Annotated in this window: 21 protein-coding genes, 1 tRNA gene and 1 pseudogene; 12 read left to right on the top strand and 11 right to left on the bottom strand. The window is 63.2% G+C overall.

The window, feature by feature from the left end; all coding sequences use genetic code 11:
- Positions 1–783, bottom strand: coding sequence for an exodeoxyribonuclease III (gene xth, locus FCK22_RS00725; RefSeq protein WP_067265846.1), 783 nt, complete (start codon positions 781–783; stop codon positions 1–3).
- 347 nt (positions 784–1,130) lie between these two features.
- On the opposite strand from xth, the gene FCK22_RS00720 reads away from it, so the two are divergent.
- Together FCK22_RS00720 and FCK22_RS00715 are read left to right on the top strand one after the other, a co-directional pair.
- On the top strand, positions 1,131–1,385 hold the full coding sequence (locus FCK22_RS00720) for a DUF6749 family protein (RefSeq protein ID WP_067265848.1): 255 nt from the start codon (positions 1,131–1,133) through the stop codon (positions 1,383–1,385).
- A gap of 57 nt (positions 1,386–1,442) precedes the next feature.
- The gene (locus FCK22_RS00715) at positions 1,443–2,501 is read left to right on the top strand and encodes a hypothetical protein (RefSeq protein ID WP_067265851.1); all 1,059 of its coding nucleotides are present in this window, start codon (positions 1,443–1,445) and stop codon (positions 2,499–2,501) included.
- Positions 2,502–2,516: 15 nt separating this feature from the next.
- Here the strand turns inward: FCK22_RS00715 and FCK22_RS00710 are convergent, their stop codons facing one another.
- On the bottom strand, positions 2,517–2,840 hold the full coding sequence (locus FCK22_RS00710; protein ID WP_067265985.1) for an iron-sulfur cluster assembly accessory protein: 324 nt from the start codon (positions 2,838–2,840) through the stop codon (positions 2,517–2,519).
- A 96-nt stretch (positions 2,841–2,936) separates the two neighbouring features.
- On the opposite strand from FCK22_RS00710, the gene FCK22_RS00705 reads away from it, so the two are divergent.
- From FCK22_RS00705 to scpB, 7 genes are all read left to right on the top strand, one after another.
- Positions 2,937–4,094: a deoxyguanosinetriphosphate triphosphohydrolase gene (locus FCK22_RS00705; protein ID WP_067265853.1), complete on the top strand. Its 1,158-nt coding sequence runs from the start codon at positions 2,937–2,939 to the stop codon at positions 4,092–4,094.
- A 48-nt stretch (positions 4,095–4,142) separates the two neighbouring features.
- Complete coding sequence (locus FCK22_RS00700) at positions 4,143–4,763, top strand: hypothetical protein (RefSeq protein WP_067265855.1); 621 nt, start codon at positions 4,143–4,145, stop codon at positions 4,761–4,763.
- A gap of 106 nt (positions 4,764–4,869) precedes the next feature.
- On the top strand, positions 4,870–6,615 hold the full coding sequence (gene argS, locus FCK22_RS00695) for an arginine--tRNA ligase (protein ID WP_136720125.1): 1,746 nt from the start codon (positions 4,870–4,872) through the stop codon (positions 6,613–6,615).
- Between the two features lie 79 nt (positions 6,616–6,694).
- Positions 6,695–7,705 (top strand): SPOR domain-containing protein, encoded by a 1,011-nt coding sequence (locus FCK22_RS00690; RefSeq protein ID WP_231886378.1) that lies wholly within the window; start codon positions 6,695–6,697, stop codon positions 7,703–7,705.
- Positions 7,705–8,712 (top strand): beta-N-acetylhexosaminidase, encoded by a 1,008-nt coding sequence (gene nagZ, locus FCK22_RS00685; RefSeq protein ID WP_067265859.1) that lies wholly within the window; start codon positions 7,705–7,707, stop codon positions 8,710–8,712. Before FCK22_RS00690 ends, nagZ begins: the two co-directional genes overlap by 1 nt.
- Entirely contained in the window at positions 8,705–9,499 is a 795-nt protein-coding gene (locus tag FCK22_RS00680) for a ScpA family protein (protein ID WP_067265862.1), read from the top strand. Before nagZ ends, FCK22_RS00680 begins: the two co-directional genes overlap by 8 nt.
- A 3-nt stretch (positions 9,500–9,502) precedes the next feature.
- The gene (gene scpB / locus FCK22_RS00675) at positions 9,503–10,159 is read left to right on the top strand and encodes an SMC-Scp complex subunit ScpB (RefSeq protein WP_067265864.1); all 657 of its coding nucleotides are present in this window, start codon (positions 9,503–9,505) and stop codon (positions 10,157–10,159) included.
- Between the two features lie 14 nt (positions 10,160–10,173).
- Here the strand turns inward: scpB and FCK22_RS00670 are convergent, their stop codons facing one another.
- The 8 genes and pseudogenes from FCK22_RS00670 to FCK22_RS00635 all read right to left on the bottom strand — a co-directional run bounded on the left by FCK22_RS00670 (position 10,174) and on the right by FCK22_RS00635 (position 15,849).
- A complete protein-coding gene (locus FCK22_RS00670) occupies positions 10,174–11,250 on the bottom strand; it encodes a 2'-deoxycytidine 5'-triphosphate deaminase (protein WP_067265991.1) in 1,077 nt (358 codons plus the stop codon).
- Between the two features lie 79 nt (positions 11,251–11,329).
- Positions 11,330–11,406: transfer RNA gene (locus FCK22_RS00665), tRNA-Pro, on the bottom strand.
- Positions 11,407–11,473: 67 nt separating this feature from the next.
- Positions 11,474–12,379, bottom strand: a complete 906-nt coding sequence (locus FCK22_RS00660; protein ID WP_067265866.1) for a MerR family transcriptional regulator — start codon at positions 12,377–12,379, stop codon at positions 11,474–11,476.
- Positions 12,380–12,382: 3 nt separating this feature from the next.
- Positions 12,383–12,685: an integration host factor subunit alpha gene (gene ihfA, locus FCK22_RS00655; RefSeq protein WP_067265868.1), complete on the bottom strand. Its 303-nt coding sequence runs from the start codon at positions 12,683–12,685 to the stop codon at positions 12,383–12,385.
- Between the two features lie 109 nt (positions 12,686–12,794).
- Positions 12,795–13,766: a beta-ketoacyl-ACP synthase III gene (locus tag FCK22_RS00650; protein WP_067265869.1), complete on the bottom strand. Its 972-nt coding sequence runs from the start codon at positions 13,764–13,766 to the stop codon at positions 12,795–12,797.
- Positions 13,763–14,840 (bottom strand): annotated as a pseudogene (plsX, locus tag FCK22_RS00645) (phosphate acyltransferase PlsX). Before plsX ends, FCK22_RS00650 begins: the two are co-directional and overlap by 4 nt.
- Positions 14,841–14,890: 50 nt before the next feature.
- Positions 14,891–15,097 (bottom strand): 50S ribosomal protein L32, encoded by a 207-nt coding sequence (gene rpmF, locus FCK22_RS00640; RefSeq protein WP_067265873.1) that lies wholly within the window; start codon positions 15,095–15,097, stop codon positions 14,891–14,893.
- Positions 15,098–15,297: 200 nt separating this feature from the next.
- Complete coding sequence (locus FCK22_RS00635) at positions 15,298–15,849, bottom strand: DUF177 domain-containing protein (protein ID WP_067265875.1); 552 nt, start codon at positions 15,847–15,849, stop codon at positions 15,298–15,300.
- 90 nt (positions 15,850–15,939) lie between these two features.
- Here FCK22_RS00635 and FCK22_RS00630 point away from each other — a divergent pair, with 90 nt between their 5' ends.
- The 3 genes from FCK22_RS00630 to FCK22_RS00620 all read left to right on the top strand — a co-directional run bounded on the left by FCK22_RS00630 (position 15,940) and on the right by FCK22_RS00620 (position 19,053).
- Positions 15,940–16,404 carry an outer membrane protein assembly factor BamE gene (locus FCK22_RS00630; RefSeq protein ID WP_067265877.1) on the top strand — a complete coding sequence of 155 codons (465 nt, stop codon included), beginning with the start codon at positions 15,940–15,942 and terminating at the stop codon, positions 16,402–16,404.
- A gap of 62 nt (positions 16,405–16,466) precedes the next feature.
- Positions 16,467–17,186 (top strand): GNAT family N-acetyltransferase, encoded by a 720-nt coding sequence (locus FCK22_RS00625; protein WP_067265879.1) that lies wholly within the window; start codon positions 16,467–16,469, stop codon positions 17,184–17,186.
- 55 nt (positions 17,187–17,241) lie between these two features.
- Positions 17,242–19,053, top strand: coding sequence for an ATP-binding cassette domain-containing protein (locus FCK22_RS00620; protein ID WP_136720124.1), 1,812 nt, complete (start codon positions 17,242–17,244; stop codon positions 19,051–19,053).
- Here FCK22_RS00620 and FCK22_RS19220 read toward each other — a convergent pair.
- A complete protein-coding gene (locus FCK22_RS19220) occupies positions 19,050–19,430 on the bottom strand; it encodes a hypothetical protein (protein ID WP_248646394.1) in 381 nt (126 codons plus the stop codon). The two genes, FCK22_RS00620 and FCK22_RS19220, sit on opposite strands and share 4 nt — an antisense overlap.
- Between the last annotated feature and the right edge of the window lie 197 nt (positions 19,431–19,627).

Raw genomic sequence — 19,627 nt, 5'->3', positions numbered from 1 at the left:
TCAGATATCCAGTTCGACCCAGATGGGCACGTGATCCGACGGCTTGTCGCGCCCGCGCACGTCGCGGTCGATCTGGCACTCGCGCAGCCGGTCGGCCACAGTGGGCGACAGGAGGAAGTGGTCGATGCGGATGCCGTTGTTGCGGTTCCACGCACCCGCCTGATAATCCCAGAATGAGTAATGCCCCGGCCCTTGGGTGCGCGCCCGGAAGGCGTCCGTGAGGCCAAGGTTCACCAGCCGCCGCCACGCGGCGCGGGACTCGGGGCGGAAGAGGGCATCTTCGCGCCAGCTGTCGGGTTTGGCCGCGTCTTCCGCTTGCGGGATGATGTTGTAATCCCCCGCCATGAGGAAGGGCGTTTCCTCGGCCAGAAGCGCTTCGGCACGGGCTTGCAGCCGCGCCATCCATGCGAGTTTATAGTCATATTTCGGCCCCGGCGCCGGGTTGCCATTGGGCAGGTAGAGCCCGCAAACCCGCAGCGCCATATCGTCGCCCACAACCGTCGCTTCGATCCAGCGGGCCTGATCATCGGCATCATCGCCCGGCAGGCCGCGGGTCACATCCTCAAGCGGGAGTTTCGACAGGATCGCCACGCCGTTAAAGGATTTCTGCCCGTGGGTTTCGACGTTATAGCCCCGCTCTTCGAGCATTTCGCGGGGGAAGGCCTCATCCACTGACTTGATCTCTTGCAGCACGACAACGTCCGGCTGCGCCTCATCAAGCCATTCGGGAAGGGCCGCCGCGCGGGCCTTGATACCGTTGATGTTGAAACTCGCGATTTTCATATCCGGCCCTCTTTCGACGTCCGACTGCTATCGCGCAATTGGCGTCGCGGAGCAAGGGGAAGGCTTGCGCGCTTAAGGTGATTCTCGGGTCAGATTTCTCGCTATTATAGAAAGTCCGCGAGGCGGTTGCCCGTATTGTCTCGATCCTGCCCTGTGGGCGGCATTTCTTTTTCTCCACAGGGCGCAAGAGAAATTGAGGTTTGAGGCGAAACTGTGGCGCGACCTTAATGTGGATAAGTCTTTCAGTACAATACGTTAGCCGAAAAATGCTTGGATAAACACGCTTAACGTGCGTCAGTCGAAGAACTACATCTTTAAATTGCAAATCCCTTTGAAAGGACCTCACGATGACTGCTATTCTTGCAAGCGACTTCGCCCCCGTAACAGCCCCTCAGACAGAGGACAATCCCATGGCGCTTGGCGCCGGTGTTGGCCTTTTCACCACCGGCCTCAACCGTGGGGGCGGTGACATGTTGTTGGGGGAGGGGGTCGAGATGTTCACCACGGGGCTACAGCAGGACAGCAGCATCACGCAAGGCGGCGGGGTCGGCCTGTTCACCACTGGCCTCGCCCCGGCTGAGGGGCTGCCCTTCAGCGGCTGAAGCCTGTGCAAGCGGGCGGCTTTGTCGCCCGCCGTTCCCCCTGTCGGAGGCCATGTGATGACCAATGTTGTTCTGCTCAAACCTGACGAAAGCCAAGACCCGGCCGTGCAAACGGCCCGGCTGATCCGAGCCTTTGCAGAGGGGCGTCGCACGCAGGGGGATGTCTTTTGGCTAAAGGAAAACGCCGAACTGCTCGGGGCGCTGGCCAGCACGGGGGCCACGCTCGACACCGCGGCGCTTCAGCCGCTCGCGGCCTTCCATCGGGGTTGCCGGGACCTGCTGCGCGATTTTCCTCAGTATTACCGTTTCATCCTGTCGATCTGCCTCGACCTCGAAGACCTCGGTTTGCCTCGGCACTACGGCGCGGCCCTTTGCGCCAAGGTTGCGCGGGCAGGGCTGGAGGGGGCGGAGCTGTCGGATCTACAACGGGCCGAGGCACGCCGTCTGCTGCGCCGTCGGGGTGTGGGGCCACGGGTGGAGGACGGGGCCCTCGCTCAACGGTTGCGCGATTTCATCGTCCGCAGTGCCACCTTCGCCATGCCCAATCGGAAGGCGGCCTATGAGTTGACCCATATCGTTTTCTACCTGTCGGACTATGGCCGCCGGCCCCCCGTCCTGCCGGAGGCCGCGCTGAAAAGCCTGCATTTCACGGGGCTGCTGGCTTTTCTCGATCAGGATATGGACCTGCTGGCCGAGGTCTGCGCCGCGCTGCGTTTTGCCGGGCAGGGCCCCAGCCCCCTGTGGGAGGATACCATTGCCGCCAGCCACCGTACCATGCGGGTCTACGCTGATGAAGGCGCGCCTTTGCAGGACGATTACCACGAATGGCTCGTCACCGGCTGGGCCCTGCAGATTGCGGGCCGCCCGATGCGATCTACCGATATCCCAAAAGGCGCATTGCGTTTCCACAAAGGTCGAAAGGGGGAGGGGGCGCTGCGCCCGCTGGCGGCTTGCCTCAACGACATGGGCGCAAAGCGCCGGGCTGACTGGGGGCAGATGCGCCCGCATGTGCTGTCGTATCTTTGCGCGGAAAGCCACGCGATCCTACTGCGCGCCGAACGCGCCGGGCCATATTTCGACGAATTCTTCGAGGGGTTCGCCCGGGCGCGCGGTTAAACGCGCCCGAAAGACTTACATCGAAAAGGACGTGCCGCAACCGCAGGCCGCAGTCGCATTGGGGTTCTCGATGGTGAAACGCGCGCCGATCAACTCTTCGGTGAAATCGATCACGGCGTCGGCCAGAAACGGCAGGGAGACGCTATCGACCACCACCTTCTGACCACTGCCTTCGAGCACGAGGTCATCTTCGGCGGGCTCGTCCAGCGCGATGTCGTATTGAAAGCCCGAGCAGCCGCCGCCTTCGACAGCGATGCGCAGGGCCTTGCCTTCGTCTGCGGCCCCGATCTCGGCGAGGCGTTCAAAGGCGCGGGGGGTGACTTTGGGGGGCAGGTTCATCTGCGGGCTCCGATGCATCGGTTTTCTTTCGCGTTCCTCTAACATATAGAAAGCACGAGGACAGGTCACAAGGACCGCGAGAGAGGACCAGCCGCGATGCGCGCAGAATTCGCCTCTGATCCGGACACCGCCAAGGGACGGTTGGTGCCGGAAGAGGAAAGCACTTTTCGCTCCTGTTATCAGCGGGATCGGGACCGGATCATTCATGCTTCCGCCTTTCGGCGGCTCAAACATAAGACACAGGTCTTTGTGGAGCATGAGGGCGACTATTTCCGCACCCGTTTGACCCATTCCATCGAAGTGGCGCAGGTCGCGCGGACCATCGCAGGCGCGCTGCGTCTGAATGGCGAGCTGACCGAGGCGGTGGCACTGGCCCATGATCTGGGCCACACGCCCTTTGGCCACACCGGCGAAGATGCGCTGCACAAGCTGATGGAGCCCTACGGCGGCTTCGATCACAACGCGCAGGCGATCAAGATCGTCACCACGCTGGAGCGGCACTATGCCGAATTCGACGGGCTGAACCTGACGTGGGACACGCTGGAAGGCATCGCGAAACACAACGGGCCGGTGACGGGCGAGGTACCCCATGCGCTGGCCGATTACAACGCGCGGCACGATCTGGAACTGCACACCCATGCCAGCGCCGAGGCGCAGGTCGCCGCGCTCTCCGATGACATCGCCTATAACAACCACGATCTGCACGACGGTCTGCGCGCAGGGCTGTTTACGGAAAGTGAGATTGCCGAACTGCCCATGGTCGGCCCCGCCTATGCTGAGGTTGACCGGCTCTACCCCGAGACCGACAGCTACCGCCGCCGTCACGAGGCGCTGCGGCGGGTCTTTGGGGTTATGGTCGGCGATGTGATTGAAACCTCGGCCAAACTGCTGAAGGACTCGGGGGCGAAATCCCCTGACGACATCCGCCATCTGGGCCGCCCAGTGATCCGTTTCTCAGACCCCGTCTGGCAAGACCTGCGCGAGATCCGCAAGTTTCTCTTCACCCGCATGTATCGCGCCCCCTCGGTGATGGAGAATCGCGAGAAGGTGACCAAGGTGGTCGAGGACCTGTTCCCGCTGTTCCTGTCACAGCCCAACCTCCTGCCGCGCCATTGGGCGGCGGCGATTGAGGCGGCAGAGGATGAAACCACGTTGGCGCGGATGGTGTCTGATTATATTGCGGGCATGACCGACCGTTTCGCCCTACAAGAACACGCGCGTCTCTTCGACAGCGACCTGCGCAGCTTCCGCTAGTCTTCGCGGCATGGTAGTCTTCTTTTGATGATCCATAGGTGAGATGACATGATACAAACCCCCGTTCTGCCGGAAAGTCTGGCCGGTGACGCGACATTCGCGATCCTCTCGGCGGGGCAAGCGCCGGGGCCTGCGGTGGCCAAACGCGCGGCGGATCTGGGGGCGGAAGTCGTGGCGATGGACCGCGATCCTACGGTGCTGGCGCGGTTGATGAGCCAATCGGCAGAACGTGTCGAAGCACTGGCGCTGGCCGGCGATCTGGTCGCGCGGTTTGAGCCGTTGCACCGCAATTGGGGCGGCACGCCGCTGCATATGGTGCTGAACCTGATGCCGCTCGACCCCGAAGATTGCTGCAAAGGCACGGATGCGCAGATCCGCGGGCTTTCGGCCATGATGCGTGCCTTGGGCCGGGGTCTGGTGGCCGGGCAGGGGGCGGTGGTGACCGTCCTGCCGCGGCCAAGTCAACCATTGGCGCTGGCCGGGCATGCCATGATCGGTGCGTTTGAAGCGGCCAATGCCGCGCTCGACGAGGTGTTCGGGCCACGGGGGTTGCATTTCCACCTGATCACCGTGCCAGAGGGGCAGGCAGAGCTTGCAGCGGAAAGCGCGCTGTTCCTTGGCTCCGAAGCGGGGCGACGGCTCCGATCTGGGCGTTTGGACCTCGGCTGAGCACGCCGTTTCAAACGCCACTCCCCAACTTGGGCCGCGACGGCCCGACGCTTGATTGACTGCACCCCCGCACATGATAAACGGGCGGGGAACAAGGATACCCGACATGAACCTATTTGCCGAAATTCGCCATCTCATCATTGCGACGCTGGAACAGATGGTCGCGCAGGAAGCCCTGCCTGCGACCCTGAACTTTGACCCGATCACCGCTGAGCCGCCGCGTGACGCGGCCCATGGCGACATGGCCACCAATGCCGCGATGGTGCTGGCCAAACCTGCGGGCATGAAGCCGCGCGACATTGCCGAAGCACTGGCCGCGCAATTGCAAAACGATCCGCGCATCACCTCTGCCGAAGTGGCGGGGCCGGGGTTCATCAACCTGCGCCTTGCGCCTTCGGTTTGGCAGAATGTCGCCCGTCAGGTGCTGAGCCAAGGCACCGACTTTGGCCGCGCGATCCTTGGCGCCGGTCAGCGGGTGAACGTTGAATATGTCTCGGCCAACCCGACGGGGCCGCTGCATGTGGGCCACACCCGGGGCGCGGTCTTTGGTGATGCGCTGGCGAGCCTGCTGGACTTCGCCGGCTATGACGTGACGCGGGAATACTACATTAACGACGGCGGTGCGCAGGTCGATGTGCTCGCCCGGTCGGTCTATCTGCGCTACCTTGAAGCCAATGGCAAAGAGGTGGCCTTCCCCGATGGCACCTATCCCGGCGACTATCTGATCCCGCTGGGCGAAGCGCTGGCCAAGATGTACGGCGACAAGCTGGTCGACCAGCCGGAAAGCGAATGGCTGGACGATATCCGCGAATTCGCCACCGATGCGATGATGAACCTCATTCGCGACGATCTGGCGGCACTGGGTGTTGAAGTGGACGTGTTCTATAGCGAAAAATCGCTCTATGGCACGGGTCAGATCGAAGCGGCCATCGCCTCGCTCGAAGCCAAAGGGTTGATCTACGAAGGCGTGTTGGAGCCGCCGAAGGGTAAGAAGCCTGACGATTGGGAACCGCGCGAACAGACCCTGTTCAAATCCACCGAACATGGCGACGATGTCGACCGCCCGGTCAAGAAATCCGACGGGTCTTGGACCTATTTTGCCCCCGATATCGCTTATCACTATGACAAGGTCAGCCGTGATTTCGACATGCTGATCGACGTCTTTGGCGCGGATCATGGCGGCTACGTCAAACGGATGAAAGCGGCAGTTTCGGCGCTGAGCGACGGGCATGTGCCGCTCGATATCAAGCTGACGCAGTTGGTGAAGCTTTTCAAAAACGGCGAGCCGTTCAAGATGTCCAAACGGGCAGGGACTTTCGTGACCCTGCGCGATGTGGTGGATCAGGTCGGCCCGGACGTGACGCGCTTTGTCATGTTGACGCGCAAGAACGACGCGATGCTCGACTTCGATTTCGACAAGGTGTTGGAGCAAAGCCGCGAGAACCCGGTCTTTTACGTGCAATACGCCCATGCCCGGGTCGCGTCGATCCTGCGCAAAGCCGAAGAGGCGGGGATCGAGGTGGCGGATGCCACGCTGCTGGACGCGGATTTGTCTAAGCTCGACCATGAGGCCGAGATCGGCCTGCTGCGCAAGCTTGCCGAATGGCCCCGTTTGGTCGAGACCGCCGCGCGCAGCAATGAGCCGCACCGGGTGGCCTTCTACCTCTATGAATTGGCCTCCGATTTCCACAGCCTCTACCACTTGGGCCGGTCTGAGGATGGCTTGCGCGCCTTGCAAGAAGGGGACGCGGCCACCTCGCAGGCGAAAATCGCGCTGTCGCGTGCCGTTGCGATTGTAATTGCGGCGGGTCTTGGTATTCTCGGGGTCACACCGGCGCAAGAGATGCGGTAACCGCACCAGCGCGCCGAAAACAGGCAACCCCATGACCAGACCCGCGTGGCGATGTATCACGCCGGGCAAAGAGGCAGAGATGGCAGATTTCACGTCTTCCCCGACGACGGCGGGCTATGCGCCCGATTCCGCGCATAGCTACGCAGTGGGCAGCGCGCCCAAGACCCTGACAACGCTCACCAATATCGCGGGCGCCGTGGTGTCCTTGGCGCTGGTGGCGGGGATCGGTGTTTGGGGCTACAAACTGCTTGTGCGTGACGTGACCGGCATCCCGGTGGTCCGCGCGATCGAAGGCGAGATGCGCGTGCGCCCCGAAGAGCCGGGTGGCGAATTGGCCCGCCATCAGGGGCTTTCGGTCAATGTCGTCGCCGCCGAAGGCAGCGCCGGGCGCCCGGCAGATGAGCTGCGCCTCGCGCCGCGCCAGATCGAATTGCAAGACGAAGACCAGCCCGTCAAAGTGGCAATGGTTGCCTCAAAGACACAGGGTACGGCGACCCCAGCCGTGGCGCGTGAGGATGACGGCGACCTGATCGACGCCTCCGAAGCGATCCGCTCGGGCAATGTCCAAGACCTCGTGGCGCAATTGACCAATGGCGTGGCCCCGCTCACCGGTGAGGAGGCCGCCGCTGGCGATCCTGTCGATGCCGCCGTGGCGATGGCGCTGGCCGATACCTCCGTGCAGCCCAAGGTGGTCAAGGCCGTGCTGAACGCGCCCGGCGTGCGCAACTCCCTGCGGCCGCGCCGCCGTCCGGCGGGCGGTGCCGTGGTGACACCCGCCGCCGTGCAACCTAATCCAGTGGCCGCGGCCACCCAAGAAGTCGATCCCGCATCGCTGCCCGCTGGCACCCGCATGGCCCAGCTTGGCGCCTTTGACAGCCCCGAGGTGGCGCGCGAACAATGGGACCGTTTGCAGGGCCGTTTCGGTGCCTATCTCGAAGGCAAGAGCCGCGTCGTGCAAAAGGCCACCAGCGGCGGGCGGGTCTTCTACCGCCTGCGTGCCATGGGCTTTAACGACATCGCCGACGCACGCCGCTTCTGCTCGGCCCTCGTGGCCGAAAACGCGGATTGCATCCCGGTGGTGATGCGCTGATGCGCCCCTTCGGGGCCACGATCCTCGACGCGACGGGCCATCGGCTCAGCGTCGAGGAAAAGGCGTTCTTTCGGGACGTGCGGCCCTTTGGCTTTATCCTCTTCGCCCGCAACATCGACAGCCCCGACCAACTCCGCGCGCTCTGCGAAGAGATGCGCGAGGCGGCGGGGCATGAGGCCGTCATCACCATCGACCAAGAGGGCGGCCGCGTGCAGCGTATGCGCGCCCCCCACTGGCGCGATTGGTTGCCGCCGATGGACCTCGCCGCCCGCGCCGGCGATCAAGCGCGCCACGCCTTTTACCTGATGTACCGGATCATCGCCCATGAGCTGCACAGCGTCGGGGTCGACAGCAATTGCGCGCCACTGATCGATGTGGCCGGGCCGGACACCCACCGTTTTCTGCGCAATCGCTGTTACGGCGAAACGCCGGGGCAGGTGGCCGAGATTGGCCGCGCCGTGGCGGATGCACTGCTGGCCGGAGGGGTCTTGCCAGTGATGAAGCACATGCCCGGCCATGGCCGCGCGACGCTTGACAGCCACCACGATCTGCCCCGGGTTGCGGCCCGCCGGATCGATCTGGAGGCGGTCGATTTCGCCCCCTTCCGCAGCCTGCGCGATCTGCCGATGGGGATGACCGCGCATCTGGTCTATGACGCGCTGGACAATGCCCCGGCGACCCTGTCGCCCGAGGTGATGCGGCTGATCCGCGAAGAGATCGGCTTCGACAACCTCGTGATGACCGACGACATTTCGATGAAAGCGCTGCAAATGACCCCGGCGGAAAGCACCCGCGCCGCTATCGCGGCGGGCTGTGACGTGGCGCTTTTCTGCAATGGCCCGCTCGAAGACCGCCGCGCCGTGGCCGAAGCCGCGGGCGAGATGACCCCCGCCGCCCAGACCCGCGCCCTGCGCGCGATGGATGCGCGGCAAACCCCCGATGACGTTGACATCGACGCCCTCAGCGCCCAGCTTGAGACGCTTCTGGGCGGGACATTGCATGGCTGAGACGACATTTCAGGAAGACCGGGGCGGGGCGGGCAGCACCGTGGCCGACCGGCTGGCCGCCGAAGCCTTCATCATCGATGTCGAAGGGTATGAAGGGCCGCTTGATCTGCTGCTGTCGCTGAGCCGCACGCAAAAGGTCGATCTGCGCAAGATCTCGGTGCTGCAACTGGCGCGGCAGTATCTGGCCTTTGTCGAACGGGCAAAGGAGTTGCGGCTGGAACTGGCGGCGGATTACCTCGTCATGGCGGCGTGGTTGGCTTTCCTCAAGTCGCGCCTGCTGCTGCCCCCGGACCCGACCGAAGAGGGCCCATCGGGCGAGGAAATGGCCGCGCATCTGGCCTTCCAACTGGAACGTTTGCAAGCCATGCGCGACGCCGCCGCGCGTCTGATGGCGCGGGATCAGCTTGGCCGGGACTTCTTTGCCCGCGGCCAGACCCAAGAGATCACCAGCGTTAAAAAGGTCACCTATACCGCGACTCTGCTGGACCTGATGCAGGGCTATGCGCGCACCCGCACGCGTGAGGATTTCCGCCCCTTCGTGATGGACCGCGACAAGGTCTTTACCATGGAAGAGGCGCTGGACCGTATGCGCGGGCTGATCGGCTATGCGGGCGATTGGGGCGATTTGACCAGCTACCTGCCCGAGGGTTGGGAAAGCGACCCGGAGCGCCGCCGCTCGGCCACGGCGGCGACCTTTGCCGCCTCTTTGCAACTGGTCAAAGAGGGGCATATGGAGATCCGCCAAAAAGAGATTTTCGCCCCCATCCAACTGCGCAAGAAGGATTGATGCGTGTCGGAAGAGATTGAAACCAAAGAAAAGAAACTGTTCGACGCGCCCTCACTCGCCGAGCAGGAGCGTATGATCGAAGCCGTGCTTTTCGCCAGTTCCGAGCCGATCACCCTGCGCGAACTCGAAGAGCGTTTGCCGCGCGGGTCAGACGTGGGCGAGGCGATGGCCTTCCTGCGGCACCGGTATCAGGGGCGCGGCGTGCAGGTGATGAAAGTGGGCGATGCCTACGCCTTTCGCACCGCGCCGGACCTTGGTTTCCTGATGCATAAGGAAACGGTCGAGACCCGCAAGCTCAGCCGCGCCGCGATCGAGACTTTGGCGATCATCGCCTATCACCAGCCCGTCACCCGCGCCGAGATTGAAGAGATTCGCGGCGTATCGGTGTCGCGGGGCACGGTGGACCAGTTGCTTGAGATGGAGTGGATCCGCTTTGGCCGCCGCAAGATGACCCCGGGCCGTCCGGTGACCTTCGTCGTCACGCAGGAGTTTCTGGATCACTTCGGTCTGGAAAGCGCGCGGGATCTGCCGGGGCTGAAAGAGCTGCGCTCTGCCGGGTTGTTGGAGAACCGTCCACCCGCCGGTCTGCTGCCCACCGTGGGCGATGGCGAAGACGAGCCGGAAGCGACCGAAGGGCAGAGCGAGCTGTTCGAGGATTGACCGGCGCCGAGTCTTTACGCGGAGCGGAAATGCTTGGACAGTTTCAGCCCCTGACCTTGGTAGTTCGAGGCGATGTCGGCGCCGTAAAGCTGGCTGGGGATCTGCGCCATATGCTCATAGACCAAACGGCCCACGACTTGCCCATGCTCCAGCACAAAGGGGGCCTCGTGACAGCGCACCTCCAACACCCCGCGTGAGCCTGCGCCGCCTGCCTCGGCATGGCCAAAGCCCGGATCGAAGAAGCCCGCGTAATGCACGCGGAACTCTCCGACCATCGCCAAATAGGGTGCCATTTCAGCGGCATAGGCAGGCGGGATCGTCACCGCTTCGCGGCTGACGAGGATGTAAAAGGCGCCGGGGTCGAGGATGATCTGACCGTTGGTGCTATGCACCTCTTCCCAATAGGCGGCGGGATCGTAATGGCCAATTTTATCGAGGTCGATCACCCCGGTATGCGGCTTCGCGCGGTAGCCGACGAGGCTGGTGCCGGGGAGCCGCAGATCGACGGAGAAGCCCAACCCCTCATCGATCACGGCGGTCCCATCCACCAGTGGTGTCTTATCGTGCAGCGCGCGCAGCGCGTCATCGTCGAGGGTCGCATCCCCGCTGCCGAAACGAATCTGATTGAGCCGCATCCCGGGCCGCACCAGCACCGAGAAAGAGCGCGGACAGATCTCGGCGTAGAGCGGGCCGGTGTAGCCCGGTGCGATGCGGTCGAATTCGGTGCCGCCATCGGTGATGGTACGGGTCAGCAGGTCGAGCCGCCCGGTGGAGCTTTTGGCATTTGCCACGGCAGAGACACCCTCGGGCAGCGCGAGCCGCTCCATCAGCGGCACCACATAGACACAGCCTTTCTCCAACACGGCCCCTTCGCTGAGGTCGACGCGGTGCATCTCGAACTCCGCCAAACGATCCGAGACCTTGGCCCCATGCCCGGCAAGGAAAGAAGCGCGGACCCGATAGGCGACGCTGCCGAGGCGGAGGTCAAGACTGGCGGGCTGGATCTGGGCAGAGGTGACCGCGGGATCGGCGGCAATGGCGCCGCTTTCGATCATGGCTGCAATCTGCTGGTTGGGGAGCACCCCGTTCATCGCATTGGGCATCGGGCGCGGCCTTCTTAAATGACAAACGCCCGCGCGTTACCGGCGCGGGCGTTTTGTTGTAGTCGGTTGGTCGGGCTAGCAGGACTCGAACCTGCGACCTTCCGTCCCCCAGACGGACGCGCTACCAGGCTGCGCCATAGCCCGACTACGTGGGCTTCATACCCGATCTCGCAGGGGGTGCAAGAGGGAATTTCCAATCTTTTCATCGCGATTAGAAATTTGTTTCCGCGCCGGCTTCTGCGGCCATGCGCGCGCGCAATTCAGCCAGATCCAGCAGCAGACCGGCGACCTGAGGTTGCACGTCACGGGGCAGGCGATGGACACGCGCACCGACGCTCAGCAGCCCCGGACGGGCGGGAAAATCGGCTTCCGGGGTGAAATCGGGCAGGTCGATGATCGCGGGTTTTGGCGTGTCGTCTGCGGGGTCTTCCGCCTCGGCTTCGGCAGGGGCGGGCGAAACCTCTGCGATCTTCTCCGGCTCAGCCGCCAGCGGGCGCTTGAGGAACTCGGGCAGGCCGGTCTCCGATGCAGGTTCCTCTTCGGGCTTAGCTTCGGACGCGGGGAGTTGCGGCGCATCGGGCGTGTTGCTGTCAGAGGGGGCCAGCGGATCGGGCGTGGCCCGTGGGTGATCGTCGGCGGGCGGCATGGGCGAGGGGCGCTGCGCTGCCGCGGGGGCGGCTTCTTCCAGCTCTGCTGTCGTCTCCTGGCGCGTGTCGACCGTCTCAGCGCTCACCTCATCCCCGCGCGCTTCCGTTTTCGCGCCAAAGTTCAAAACCACACCAGTCTCAGGCCGGATGATGTCCGGCTTCGGCGCAGGGCGCGGCTCCACGAAATCCAACTCATCAAGCGGGGCGGAGAGGGAGGAGACATGGGTCATCCCTTCCTCACGTAGGATCTTCTGAACGCCTTTGATGGTCAGCCCATCGTCATGCAGCAACTTCTTGATCCCACCAAGCAGCAGCATATCGGCGGGGCGGTAATAGCGCCGCCCGCCCGCCCGTTTGATGGGTTTCACTTGGGTAAACTTACTCTCCCAAAACCGCAGAACATGGGCTTGGATACCGAGCCAGTCAGCGACTTCGGAGATGGTGCGAAAAGCGTCCGGCGATTTGACCATGGGTCAGGACTTGTTGCCTTCGGCAACCCGGTCTTTCATCAGATGCGAGGGGCGAAAGGTCAGCACCCGGCGCGGGTTGATCGGAACCTCTTCGCCGGTTTTCGGATTGCGGCCCACACGCGCGGTTTTGTCGCGTACCGAAAAAGTGCCGAAAGAGGAAATCTTGACCTGTTCCCCGTCGACCAGAGCGTCGGACATATGCTCAAGCACGGCTTCGACCAGCTGAGCACTCTCATTGCGAGAAAGACCGACCTCACGAAATACAGCTTCGCTTAAATCCATGCGCGTCAATGTCTTGTTCGGCATTATATCCCCCATGCTTTCCAATAGCATATGCTGCTCAGATTTTTAGAGTCAACATCAATGCCCGGATCGAGCACGATTCGGCAGAGATTTTCCGCGTTAGCTCAGGGACTTACCAGCGCAGGACAACAGAGCCCCAAGCCAGACCGCCGCCAATGGCTTCGGTGACGATCAGATCGCCCCTGTTGATCTGACCACGCTCACGGCCCACCGACAGCGCCAGCGGGATCGAGGCGGCAGAGGTGTTGCCGTGGTCCTGCACGGTCACGACAACGCGCTCCATCGGCAGGTTCAATTTCTTCGCGGTGCCTTGGATGATGCGGATGTTGGCCTGATGCGGCACGATCCAATCGACATCCTCGGCGCTGACACCGGCGCGCTCCATGGCGGTATTGGCCGTGGCAGCGAGCTTTTCGACGGCGTGGCGGAACACCTGATTGCCCTGCATCCGCAGATAGCCCGTGGTGCCGGTGCTGACGCCGCCATCGACGTAGAGCAACTCGCGGTAGCGCCCGTCGGAATTCAGGTCAGTCGCGAGGATCCCGCGATCCTCTGGCGTGCCTTGCCCATCTTGCGCCTCAAGCAGCAGCGCGCCCGCGCCGTCGCCAAAAAGCACACAGGTCGACCGGTCGGTCCAATCCATGATGCGGCTGAACGTCTCGGCCCCGATCACCAGCACATTGCGTGCCTGACCGGAAACGATGAGCGCGTTGGCGTTCGCCAGCGCATAGACAAAGCCCGCGCAGACCGCTTGCACGTCAAAGGCGAAACCATTGGTCATGCCCAATTCGGCCTGCACCATGGTCGCGGCCGACGGGAAGGTCAGGTCGGGGGTGGAGGTGGCCACGACGATCGCGTCAACATCGGAGACATCGCGCCCCGCGTCTTCAAGCGCCTTGCGCGCGGCGGCGCTGGCCATGGAAGAGGTCGTCTCACCTTCGGCGGCAAAGTGGCGGCGTTCGATGCCCGAGCGCGAGCGGATCCATTCGTCATTCGTGTCGAGGGTCGCTTCAAATTCGGCATTTTCCACGACACGGGCGGGCAGGTAGTGGCCACAACCAGTGACAACGGCGCGCAGGCTCATTTGACGGACTCCTCAGCTGGCAGCGTCGCGGCGACGCGAGCGGCTAGCTTGTCATTGAATTTATTCTGCGACAACTGCGCGGCGAGTTTGATCGCAGCGGAGATGCCGGTCGCATCGGCGGAGCCGTGCGATTTCACCACCGTGCCGTTCAGGCCCAGAAAGACGCCGCCGTTCACACGGCGCGGGTCGATCTTTTTGCTGAGACGGCGCAGAGAGGTATAGCGCCAGCAGCGAGGCGAGGCGCGACAGGGGCGAGTATTTGAACGCTTCGCGCAGCCGGTCGCCGATCATGCTGGCCGTGCCTTCGCCGGTCTTGATCGCGACATTGCCGGTGAACCCATCGGTTACGATGACATCGGCGCGGTTGCCCGAGATATCGCCCCCCTCAACGAAACCGACGAATTCAAACCCGGTAGCATCACCTTGGGCGCGAATCAAATCATAGGCTTCTTTGAGTTCGGTGCGGCCCTTATGCTCTTCGGTGCCGACATTCAGCAGCCCCACGCGGGGGCGCTGCAAATCCATACCGTTGCGGGCGTAGGAGGTGCCCATCAGCGCGAAACGCAACAGATCATCGGCGTCGGCGCGCACATCGGCGCCCACGTCGAGCATCACGTTAAAACCCTGCGGGTTGGAAGAGGGGTAGAGTACCGCAATCGCAGGGCGATTCACGCCCGGCAATTTGCGCAGCCGTATCATCGACATCGCCATCAGAGCGCCGGTATTGCCGCAAGAGACAGCCACAGCCGCCTCTCCGCTGCGCACGGATTCGATGGCAGACCACATGGAACTGTCTTTGCCGGTGCGCACGACTTGGCTCGGCTTGTCGTCCATCGTGACGACATCCGTGGCGTGACGTATCTCGCAACGGCCCGACAACTCAGCACGTTTGGCGATCAAAGGCTCCAACTGATCACGGGGACCATGCAGGATAAAACCGATATCGGGATTTGCTGTCGCAGAAAGCGCACACCCGGCAACAACTGCTGCCGGGCCTTCGTCACCCCCCATCGCGTCGACCGAGATCAGGGTGTGTCCGGCTTTCGCGTTGGGGTGATCGGGCTGGGCCGTCATCAGTGCGAATGCCTCACTGCCTAAGAGAAAACCTTAAAAACTACCGCAGCTTATGCTGCGTCGTCTTCCAGGTCCACTTCTTCGGTCAGGGCGACAACTTCGGCGTCGTCATAGTGACCGCAAGCCGCGCAGATGTGGTGGGGGCGCTTCAGCTCACCGCAGTTCGAACATTCGTTCGGGTTCGCCGCAGAGAGCGAATCGTGGGCGCGGCGGTTGTTGCGGCGGGATTTGGATACTTTATTCTGTTGGACAGCCATGTCTGGTGCCTTTGCCTTCGGGGTTGCTGACTTGGCAAAGCAGGCCGCAACCGTGTTTCAATTCGGACCCCGTTTCGGGCGTGACGACGCTTTAGGGCCGCAGCCGCGCAATGTCCAACCTTAATTCGGGTGAGGGCGGCAAAATAACGCGAAACCGGCGCGATGCAAGCGCGAATTTCCGCGGTTTTCCGCTTGTTTCTTTAGGTTTCGTCTTTCTTCAGCGCATCGCGCAGCGCGCCCAAGCCGGCAAAGGGACGTGCGTCTTCGTCCGTCATCGGCTTTTGGCCCGGTTCGGCATGGACCATCTGGCCCAGTTCGGCGTCGCCCTTGCGGGGATATTCCGGCACTTCCAGTGCCAGCGCCTCGATCATGACCTGCGCGGGGTCGATCCATTGGCCCAAAGGCTCTGTCGTATCGTCCTCAGGCATTTCGACCTCCTCTTCTTCGGGGAGTTCGAAATCATGGATGAACCGGCGGGTGATATCGGCGTCGATCCGCGTGGTCACTGGCTCAAGCGTGACGACGCAGGGCTGCACCACGGTCGCGCCAAGTTTCCCGTCAAGCTGCCAGTCCTGTTTGCCGAGCGGTTTGATGCTGCCTGAAAAGCTAAGTTTGCGCAGGGCCGAGAGATCGAGCTCCTCGGCGATCTGCGCCAGCGCTTCCGCCTCAGGGCGCAACGCGAACGCGTTTGGCTCCGTCTGGGACAGGTCCGCGACCCGAAGAGCGGTTGGCGTAGGTGATTTGCGCGACATGAGATCCGACTTTCGTTTCTTGTACACTTGGGGTGCCTTGGTGTATGCGAAATAAAAGCCATAATCCGTCAGGGCAAGAGGGCAGACCAAATGCGCAAAACCAAACAGACCGGCAAGACGCACCTCCGGATCGCGGGTATGGGCCTTGCACTGCTTCTGACCGCCTGTAGCCCGCAGTATGAAAACCACGGCTATGTGCCGCCGCAAGACCAGCTTGAGCAGGTCGTTGTGGGCAGCGATACCAAAGAAAGCGTCGCGCAGAAGATCGGTGTGCCCACGGTTTCGGGTGTTTTGAGCGATGATAGTTACTATTACGTTAAGATGCGCAAACGCGCTCTGGGCTTCATGGCCCCGAAAGAGATCGAGCGTGAGGTGGTGACCGTCAGCTTCAACGAAGCCGGTGTGGTGTCGAATGTCGAACGCTTCGGGCTTGAACGCGGGCAGGTCGTGCCGCTGTCGCGCCGCGTGACGACATCGCCTGTGGCCGACAACACCTTCCTGCGCCAGCTTCTGGGCAACCTTGGCCGCTTCAGCCCGTCGGCCTTCGGCAGCTAAGTTCCCCTCGGCATGTCCCGGCAGCGGGGCAGGGCCGCGGATAAGCGAAGGCGACCTCGCAGATGACCCAAGCGCCCCCGGGCCGATATCTGACGCGCGAAGCCCTCACGCCCGGGGACATTACCCGGGCGCAGGCGCTGCGGACGCAGTGTTTTCAGACCGGGACCGTCGACCGTGATGCATTCGACGCGGCAGCACGGCATTTTCTGATAGAGGATCGCGACAGCGGCACATTGGTCTGCTGCTTTCGCCTGACCCGGTTTCATGGCGCGGAGCTGGCCCAGAGCTATGCCGCGCAGTTTTACGAACTGAGCCGTCTGGAGCGCATGAAAGGCGCCATGCTGGAACTGGGTCGCTTTTGTATCCACCCAGAATGGCAAGACCCCGACATCCAGCGCCTCGCTTGGGGGCAATTGGCGCGGGAAGTCGATGACAGCGGGGCGGCGCTTTTGTTCGGCTGCTCCTCTTTCACGGGCACCGATCCGACTCGCTACCGCGATGCCTTTGCCCTGTTGAAACAGCAGCATCTTGCCCCCGCGGAATGGCGCCCCCGCGTCAGGGCGGCTGAGGTCCACCCCTATGCCCGCGACCGCCACAGCCCCGATCCCCGGCGCGCGCGCCAGCAAATCCCGCCGCTGTTGCGCAGCTATCTGGCGATGGGGGGCTGGGTCAGCGACCACGCCGTGATCGACCGGCAAATGGGCACGCTGCATGTTTTTACCGCGCTGGAGATCGCCGCGATCCCGCCCAACCGCGCGCGGCTTTTGCGGGCGCTGGCCTGAAGCCGCACCGCCTTTGGACATTGACCTTGCCCGCGCCGAAAGATAGCTGGCAGGCATGGCACGCGCACCCCTTTTACAACTCACCGACATTTCGCTGACCTTTGGCGGCGATCCTGTTTTCCAAGACCTCTCCCTCGTGGTTCAGACCGGCGATCGGTTGGCCTTGGTGGGCCGCAACGGCTCGGGCAAATCGACGCTGATGAAGGTCATGGCCGGGCTGGTAGAGCCCGACAGCGGGGCGGTTGTGGCCGGGCCCGGCGTCTCGGTCGGCTATATGGAACAGGAGCCTGACCTCTCGGGCTTTGAGACGCTTGGCGACTTCGCGGCCCACGGGCTCGATCCGGGTGAGATGTATAAGGTGGAACGCGCAGGCGAGGGGCTGAAGTTTGACCCCGCACGCCCTGTGGCCACCGCATCGGGCGGGGAGCGTCGCCGCGCGGCACTGGCGCGGCTGATGGCCGAAGAGCCGGAACTGATGCTCTTCGACGAGCCGACCAACCACCTCGACATCGAAGCCATCGCATGGCTCGAATCCGAGCTAAAGGGCACCCGCACCGCCTTTGTCATCATCAGCCACGACCGCGCCTTCCTGCGCGAGCTGACCCGCGCGACCCTCTGGGTCGACCGCGGCACCGTGCGCCGTCAGGACATCGGCTTTGAAGGGTTCGAGGCATGGCGCGATCAGGTCTGGGAAGAAGAAGACATGCAGCGCCACAAGCTGAACCGCAAGATCAAGGCCGAGGCGCGTTGGGCGGTTGAGGGGATCTCGGCCCGGCGCAAACGCAATCAGGGCCGGGTGCGCGCGCTTCAAGAGTTGCGCGCCGAACGCTCGGCGCAGATCAAACGGCAGGGCACCGCGGCCATGGCGCTGGAGGCTGGGCCGAAGTCAGGCCGCAAGGTGATCGAAGCGAGCGGCATCGCCAAGAAGTTCGGTGACAAACAGATCCTGCGCGATTTCTCGATCACGGTGCAGCGCGGCGACCGGATTGCGCTGGTGGGGCCAAACGGCGTGGGCAAGACCACGCTGTTGAACATGCTGATCGGCAAAGAAGAACCCGACGCGGGCGAGATCAAACTGGGCACCAATCTGGAACTCGCGCTGTTCGATCAAGCGCGCGCGCAGCTTGACGGGGACATGACCCTCTGGGACAGCCTCACCGGCGATCCTGAGATGCGCGTTTCGGGCAAGGCCGATCAGGTACTGGTGCGGGGTCAGCCGAAACATGTGGTCGGCTACCTCAAGGAATTCCTTTTCGATGAAGCACAGGCCCGCGCGCCGGTCCGCTCGCTTTCGGGCGGCGAAAAGGCGCGGCTGCTCTTGGCCAAGATCATGGCGCGCTCCTCGAACCTTTTGGTGCTCGACGAACCGACGAACGATCTCGACGTTGAGACGCTTGACCTGATGCAGGAACTCTTGGGCACCTATGACGGCACCGTGCTGCTGGTCAGCCACGACCGTGACTTCCTCGACCGGGTGGCGGCGACCACCATCGCGATGGAGGGCGATGGCCGCGCCACGGTCTATGCGGGCGGCTGGTCCGATTATCTGGCACAGCGTGGGCAGGATGATTTCGCACAAAGCGTGGTCAAACCCAAGCCGAGCAAGGCCGAGCCGAAGGCGGAGAAAAAGCAATCCGCGGGCGGGCTCAGCTTTACCGAAAAACACCGGCTCGAAGCCTTGCCTGCTGAGATCGAGCGGTTGGAGGCCGAGATCGGCAAGCTCGAAGAACTGCTCAGCGATGCAGAGCTTTTCACCCGCGAGCCGGTGAAGTTTCAGAAAGCCACCGATGCGCTGGTTCAGCGGCATGAAAAGCTCTCTAACGCCGAAGAAGAGTGGATGGCGCTTGAGGAGAAAGCGCAGGGCTAACCCCGCGCCTCTGCCAGGGCGATCTGCGGGCGGTAACCGTTGCGGAATGCCGCGACGATGCTCGGCGGGGTGAGCAGGGTGACGCGGCCCTGCGGGCGTCGCTGCGCGGCCCCGTAGCCCTCCGGCGCATAGGGGTGAAGCGCATCGCCGAGAAGCACGCCGCTCTGGCCGTCGTGATCCAAGACGAAACTGCCGTCGGGCAGGTCCTGCGCTTTTACATCCCCATGGCGGCGCTGACGAAAAAACGCGCGGCACGGCGCGTTCGGCGTGCAACTGACGGTCCAAATCCGCGGCGGGGCCGGGGAGGTTGCAACACGCGCGAAACCGTCGATAATCCGCAGCACGGCATTCCGCGCAAGGGCGGTGACCGGCGGCAAAGGCCACGGCCTCATCAAGAAAGAACAGCTCGGTATAGTGGCGGGGCGCCATCAGCTTGCGGCGACGCTCCTTGAAACTGAGCCGACAACAGACCCAATTCTGATGCGCCCAACGGCGTTTGGGGCGCAGGCCGTTTTCGTCATGCAGGATGCCACGGTTGCCCATGAAGCTGCCCCGCGCCGGATGGGCGATGATC

This window comes from Sulfitobacter sp. 15WGC, assembly GCF_005068605.1.
Lineage (GTDB): Bacteria > Pseudomonadota > Alphaproteobacteria > Rhodobacterales > Rhodobacteraceae > Sulfitobacter > Sulfitobacter faviae.
This window is presented reverse-complemented; position numbering and strand designations above follow the sequence as displayed.

Coding starts and splice junctions, on each gene's coding strand:
- xth (WP_067265846.1), bottom strand. CDS start 783: ATGAAAATCGCGAGTTTCAACATCAACGGTATCAAGGCCCGCGCGGCG.
- FCK22_RS00720 (WP_067265848.1), top strand. CDS start 1,131: ATGACTGCTATTCTTGCAAGCGACTTCGCCCCCGTAACAGCCCCTCAG.
- FCK22_RS00715 (WP_067265851.1), top strand. CDS start 1,443: ATGACCAATGTTGTTCTGCTCAAACCTGACGAAAGCCAAGACCCGGCC.
- FCK22_RS00710 (WP_067265985.1), bottom strand. CDS start 2,840: ATGAACCTGCCCCCCAAAGTCACCCCCCGCGCCTTTGAACGCCTCGCC.
- FCK22_RS00705 (WP_067265853.1), top strand. CDS start 2,937: ATGCGCGCAGAATTCGCCTCTGATCCGGACACCGCCAAGGGACGGTTG.
- FCK22_RS00700 (WP_067265855.1), top strand. CDS start 4,143: ATGATACAAACCCCCGTTCTGCCGGAAAGTCTGGCCGGTGACGCGACA.
- argS (WP_136720125.1), top strand. CDS start 4,870: ATGAACCTATTTGCCGAAATTCGCCATCTCATCATTGCGACGCTGGAA.
- FCK22_RS00690 (WP_231886378.1), top strand. CDS start 6,695: ATGGCAGATTTCACGTCTTCCCCGACGACGGCGGGCTATGCGCCCGAT.
- nagZ (WP_067265859.1), top strand. CDS start 7,705: ATGCGCCCCTTCGGGGCCACGATCCTCGACGCGACGGGCCATCGGCTC.
- FCK22_RS00680 (WP_067265862.1), top strand. CDS start 8,705: ATGGCTGAGACGACATTTCAGGAAGACCGGGGCGGGGCGGGCAGCACC.
- FCK22_RS00670 (WP_067265991.1), bottom strand. CDS start 11,250: ATGAACGGGGTGCTCCCCAACCAGCAGATTGCAGCCATGATCGAAAGC.
- FCK22_RS00660 (WP_067265866.1), bottom strand. CDS start 12,379: ATGGTCAAATCGCCGGACGCTTTTCGCACCATCTCCGAAGTCGCTGAC.
- ihfA (WP_067265868.1), bottom strand. CDS start 12,685: ATGCCGAACAAGACATTGACGCGCATGGATTTAAGCGAAGCTGTATTT.
- FCK22_RS00650 (WP_067265869.1), bottom strand. CDS start 13,766: ATGAGCCTGCGCGCCGTTGTCACTGGTTGTGGCCACTACCTGCCCGCC.
- rpmF (WP_067265873.1), bottom strand. CDS start 15,097: ATGGCTGTCCAACAGAATAAAGTATCCAAATCCCGCCGCAACAACCGC.
- FCK22_RS00635 (WP_067265875.1), bottom strand. CDS start 15,849: ATGTCGCGCAAATCACCTACGCCAACCGCTCTTCGGGTCGCGGACCTG.
- FCK22_RS00630 (WP_067265877.1), top strand. CDS start 15,940: ATGCGCAAAACCAAACAGACCGGCAAGACGCACCTCCGGATCGCGGGT.
- FCK22_RS00625 (WP_067265879.1), top strand. CDS start 16,467: ATGACCCAAGCGCCCCCGGGCCGATATCTGACGCGCGAAGCCCTCACG.
- FCK22_RS00620 (WP_136720124.1), top strand. CDS start 17,242: ATGGCACGCGCACCCCTTTTACAACTCACCGACATTTCGCTGACCTTT.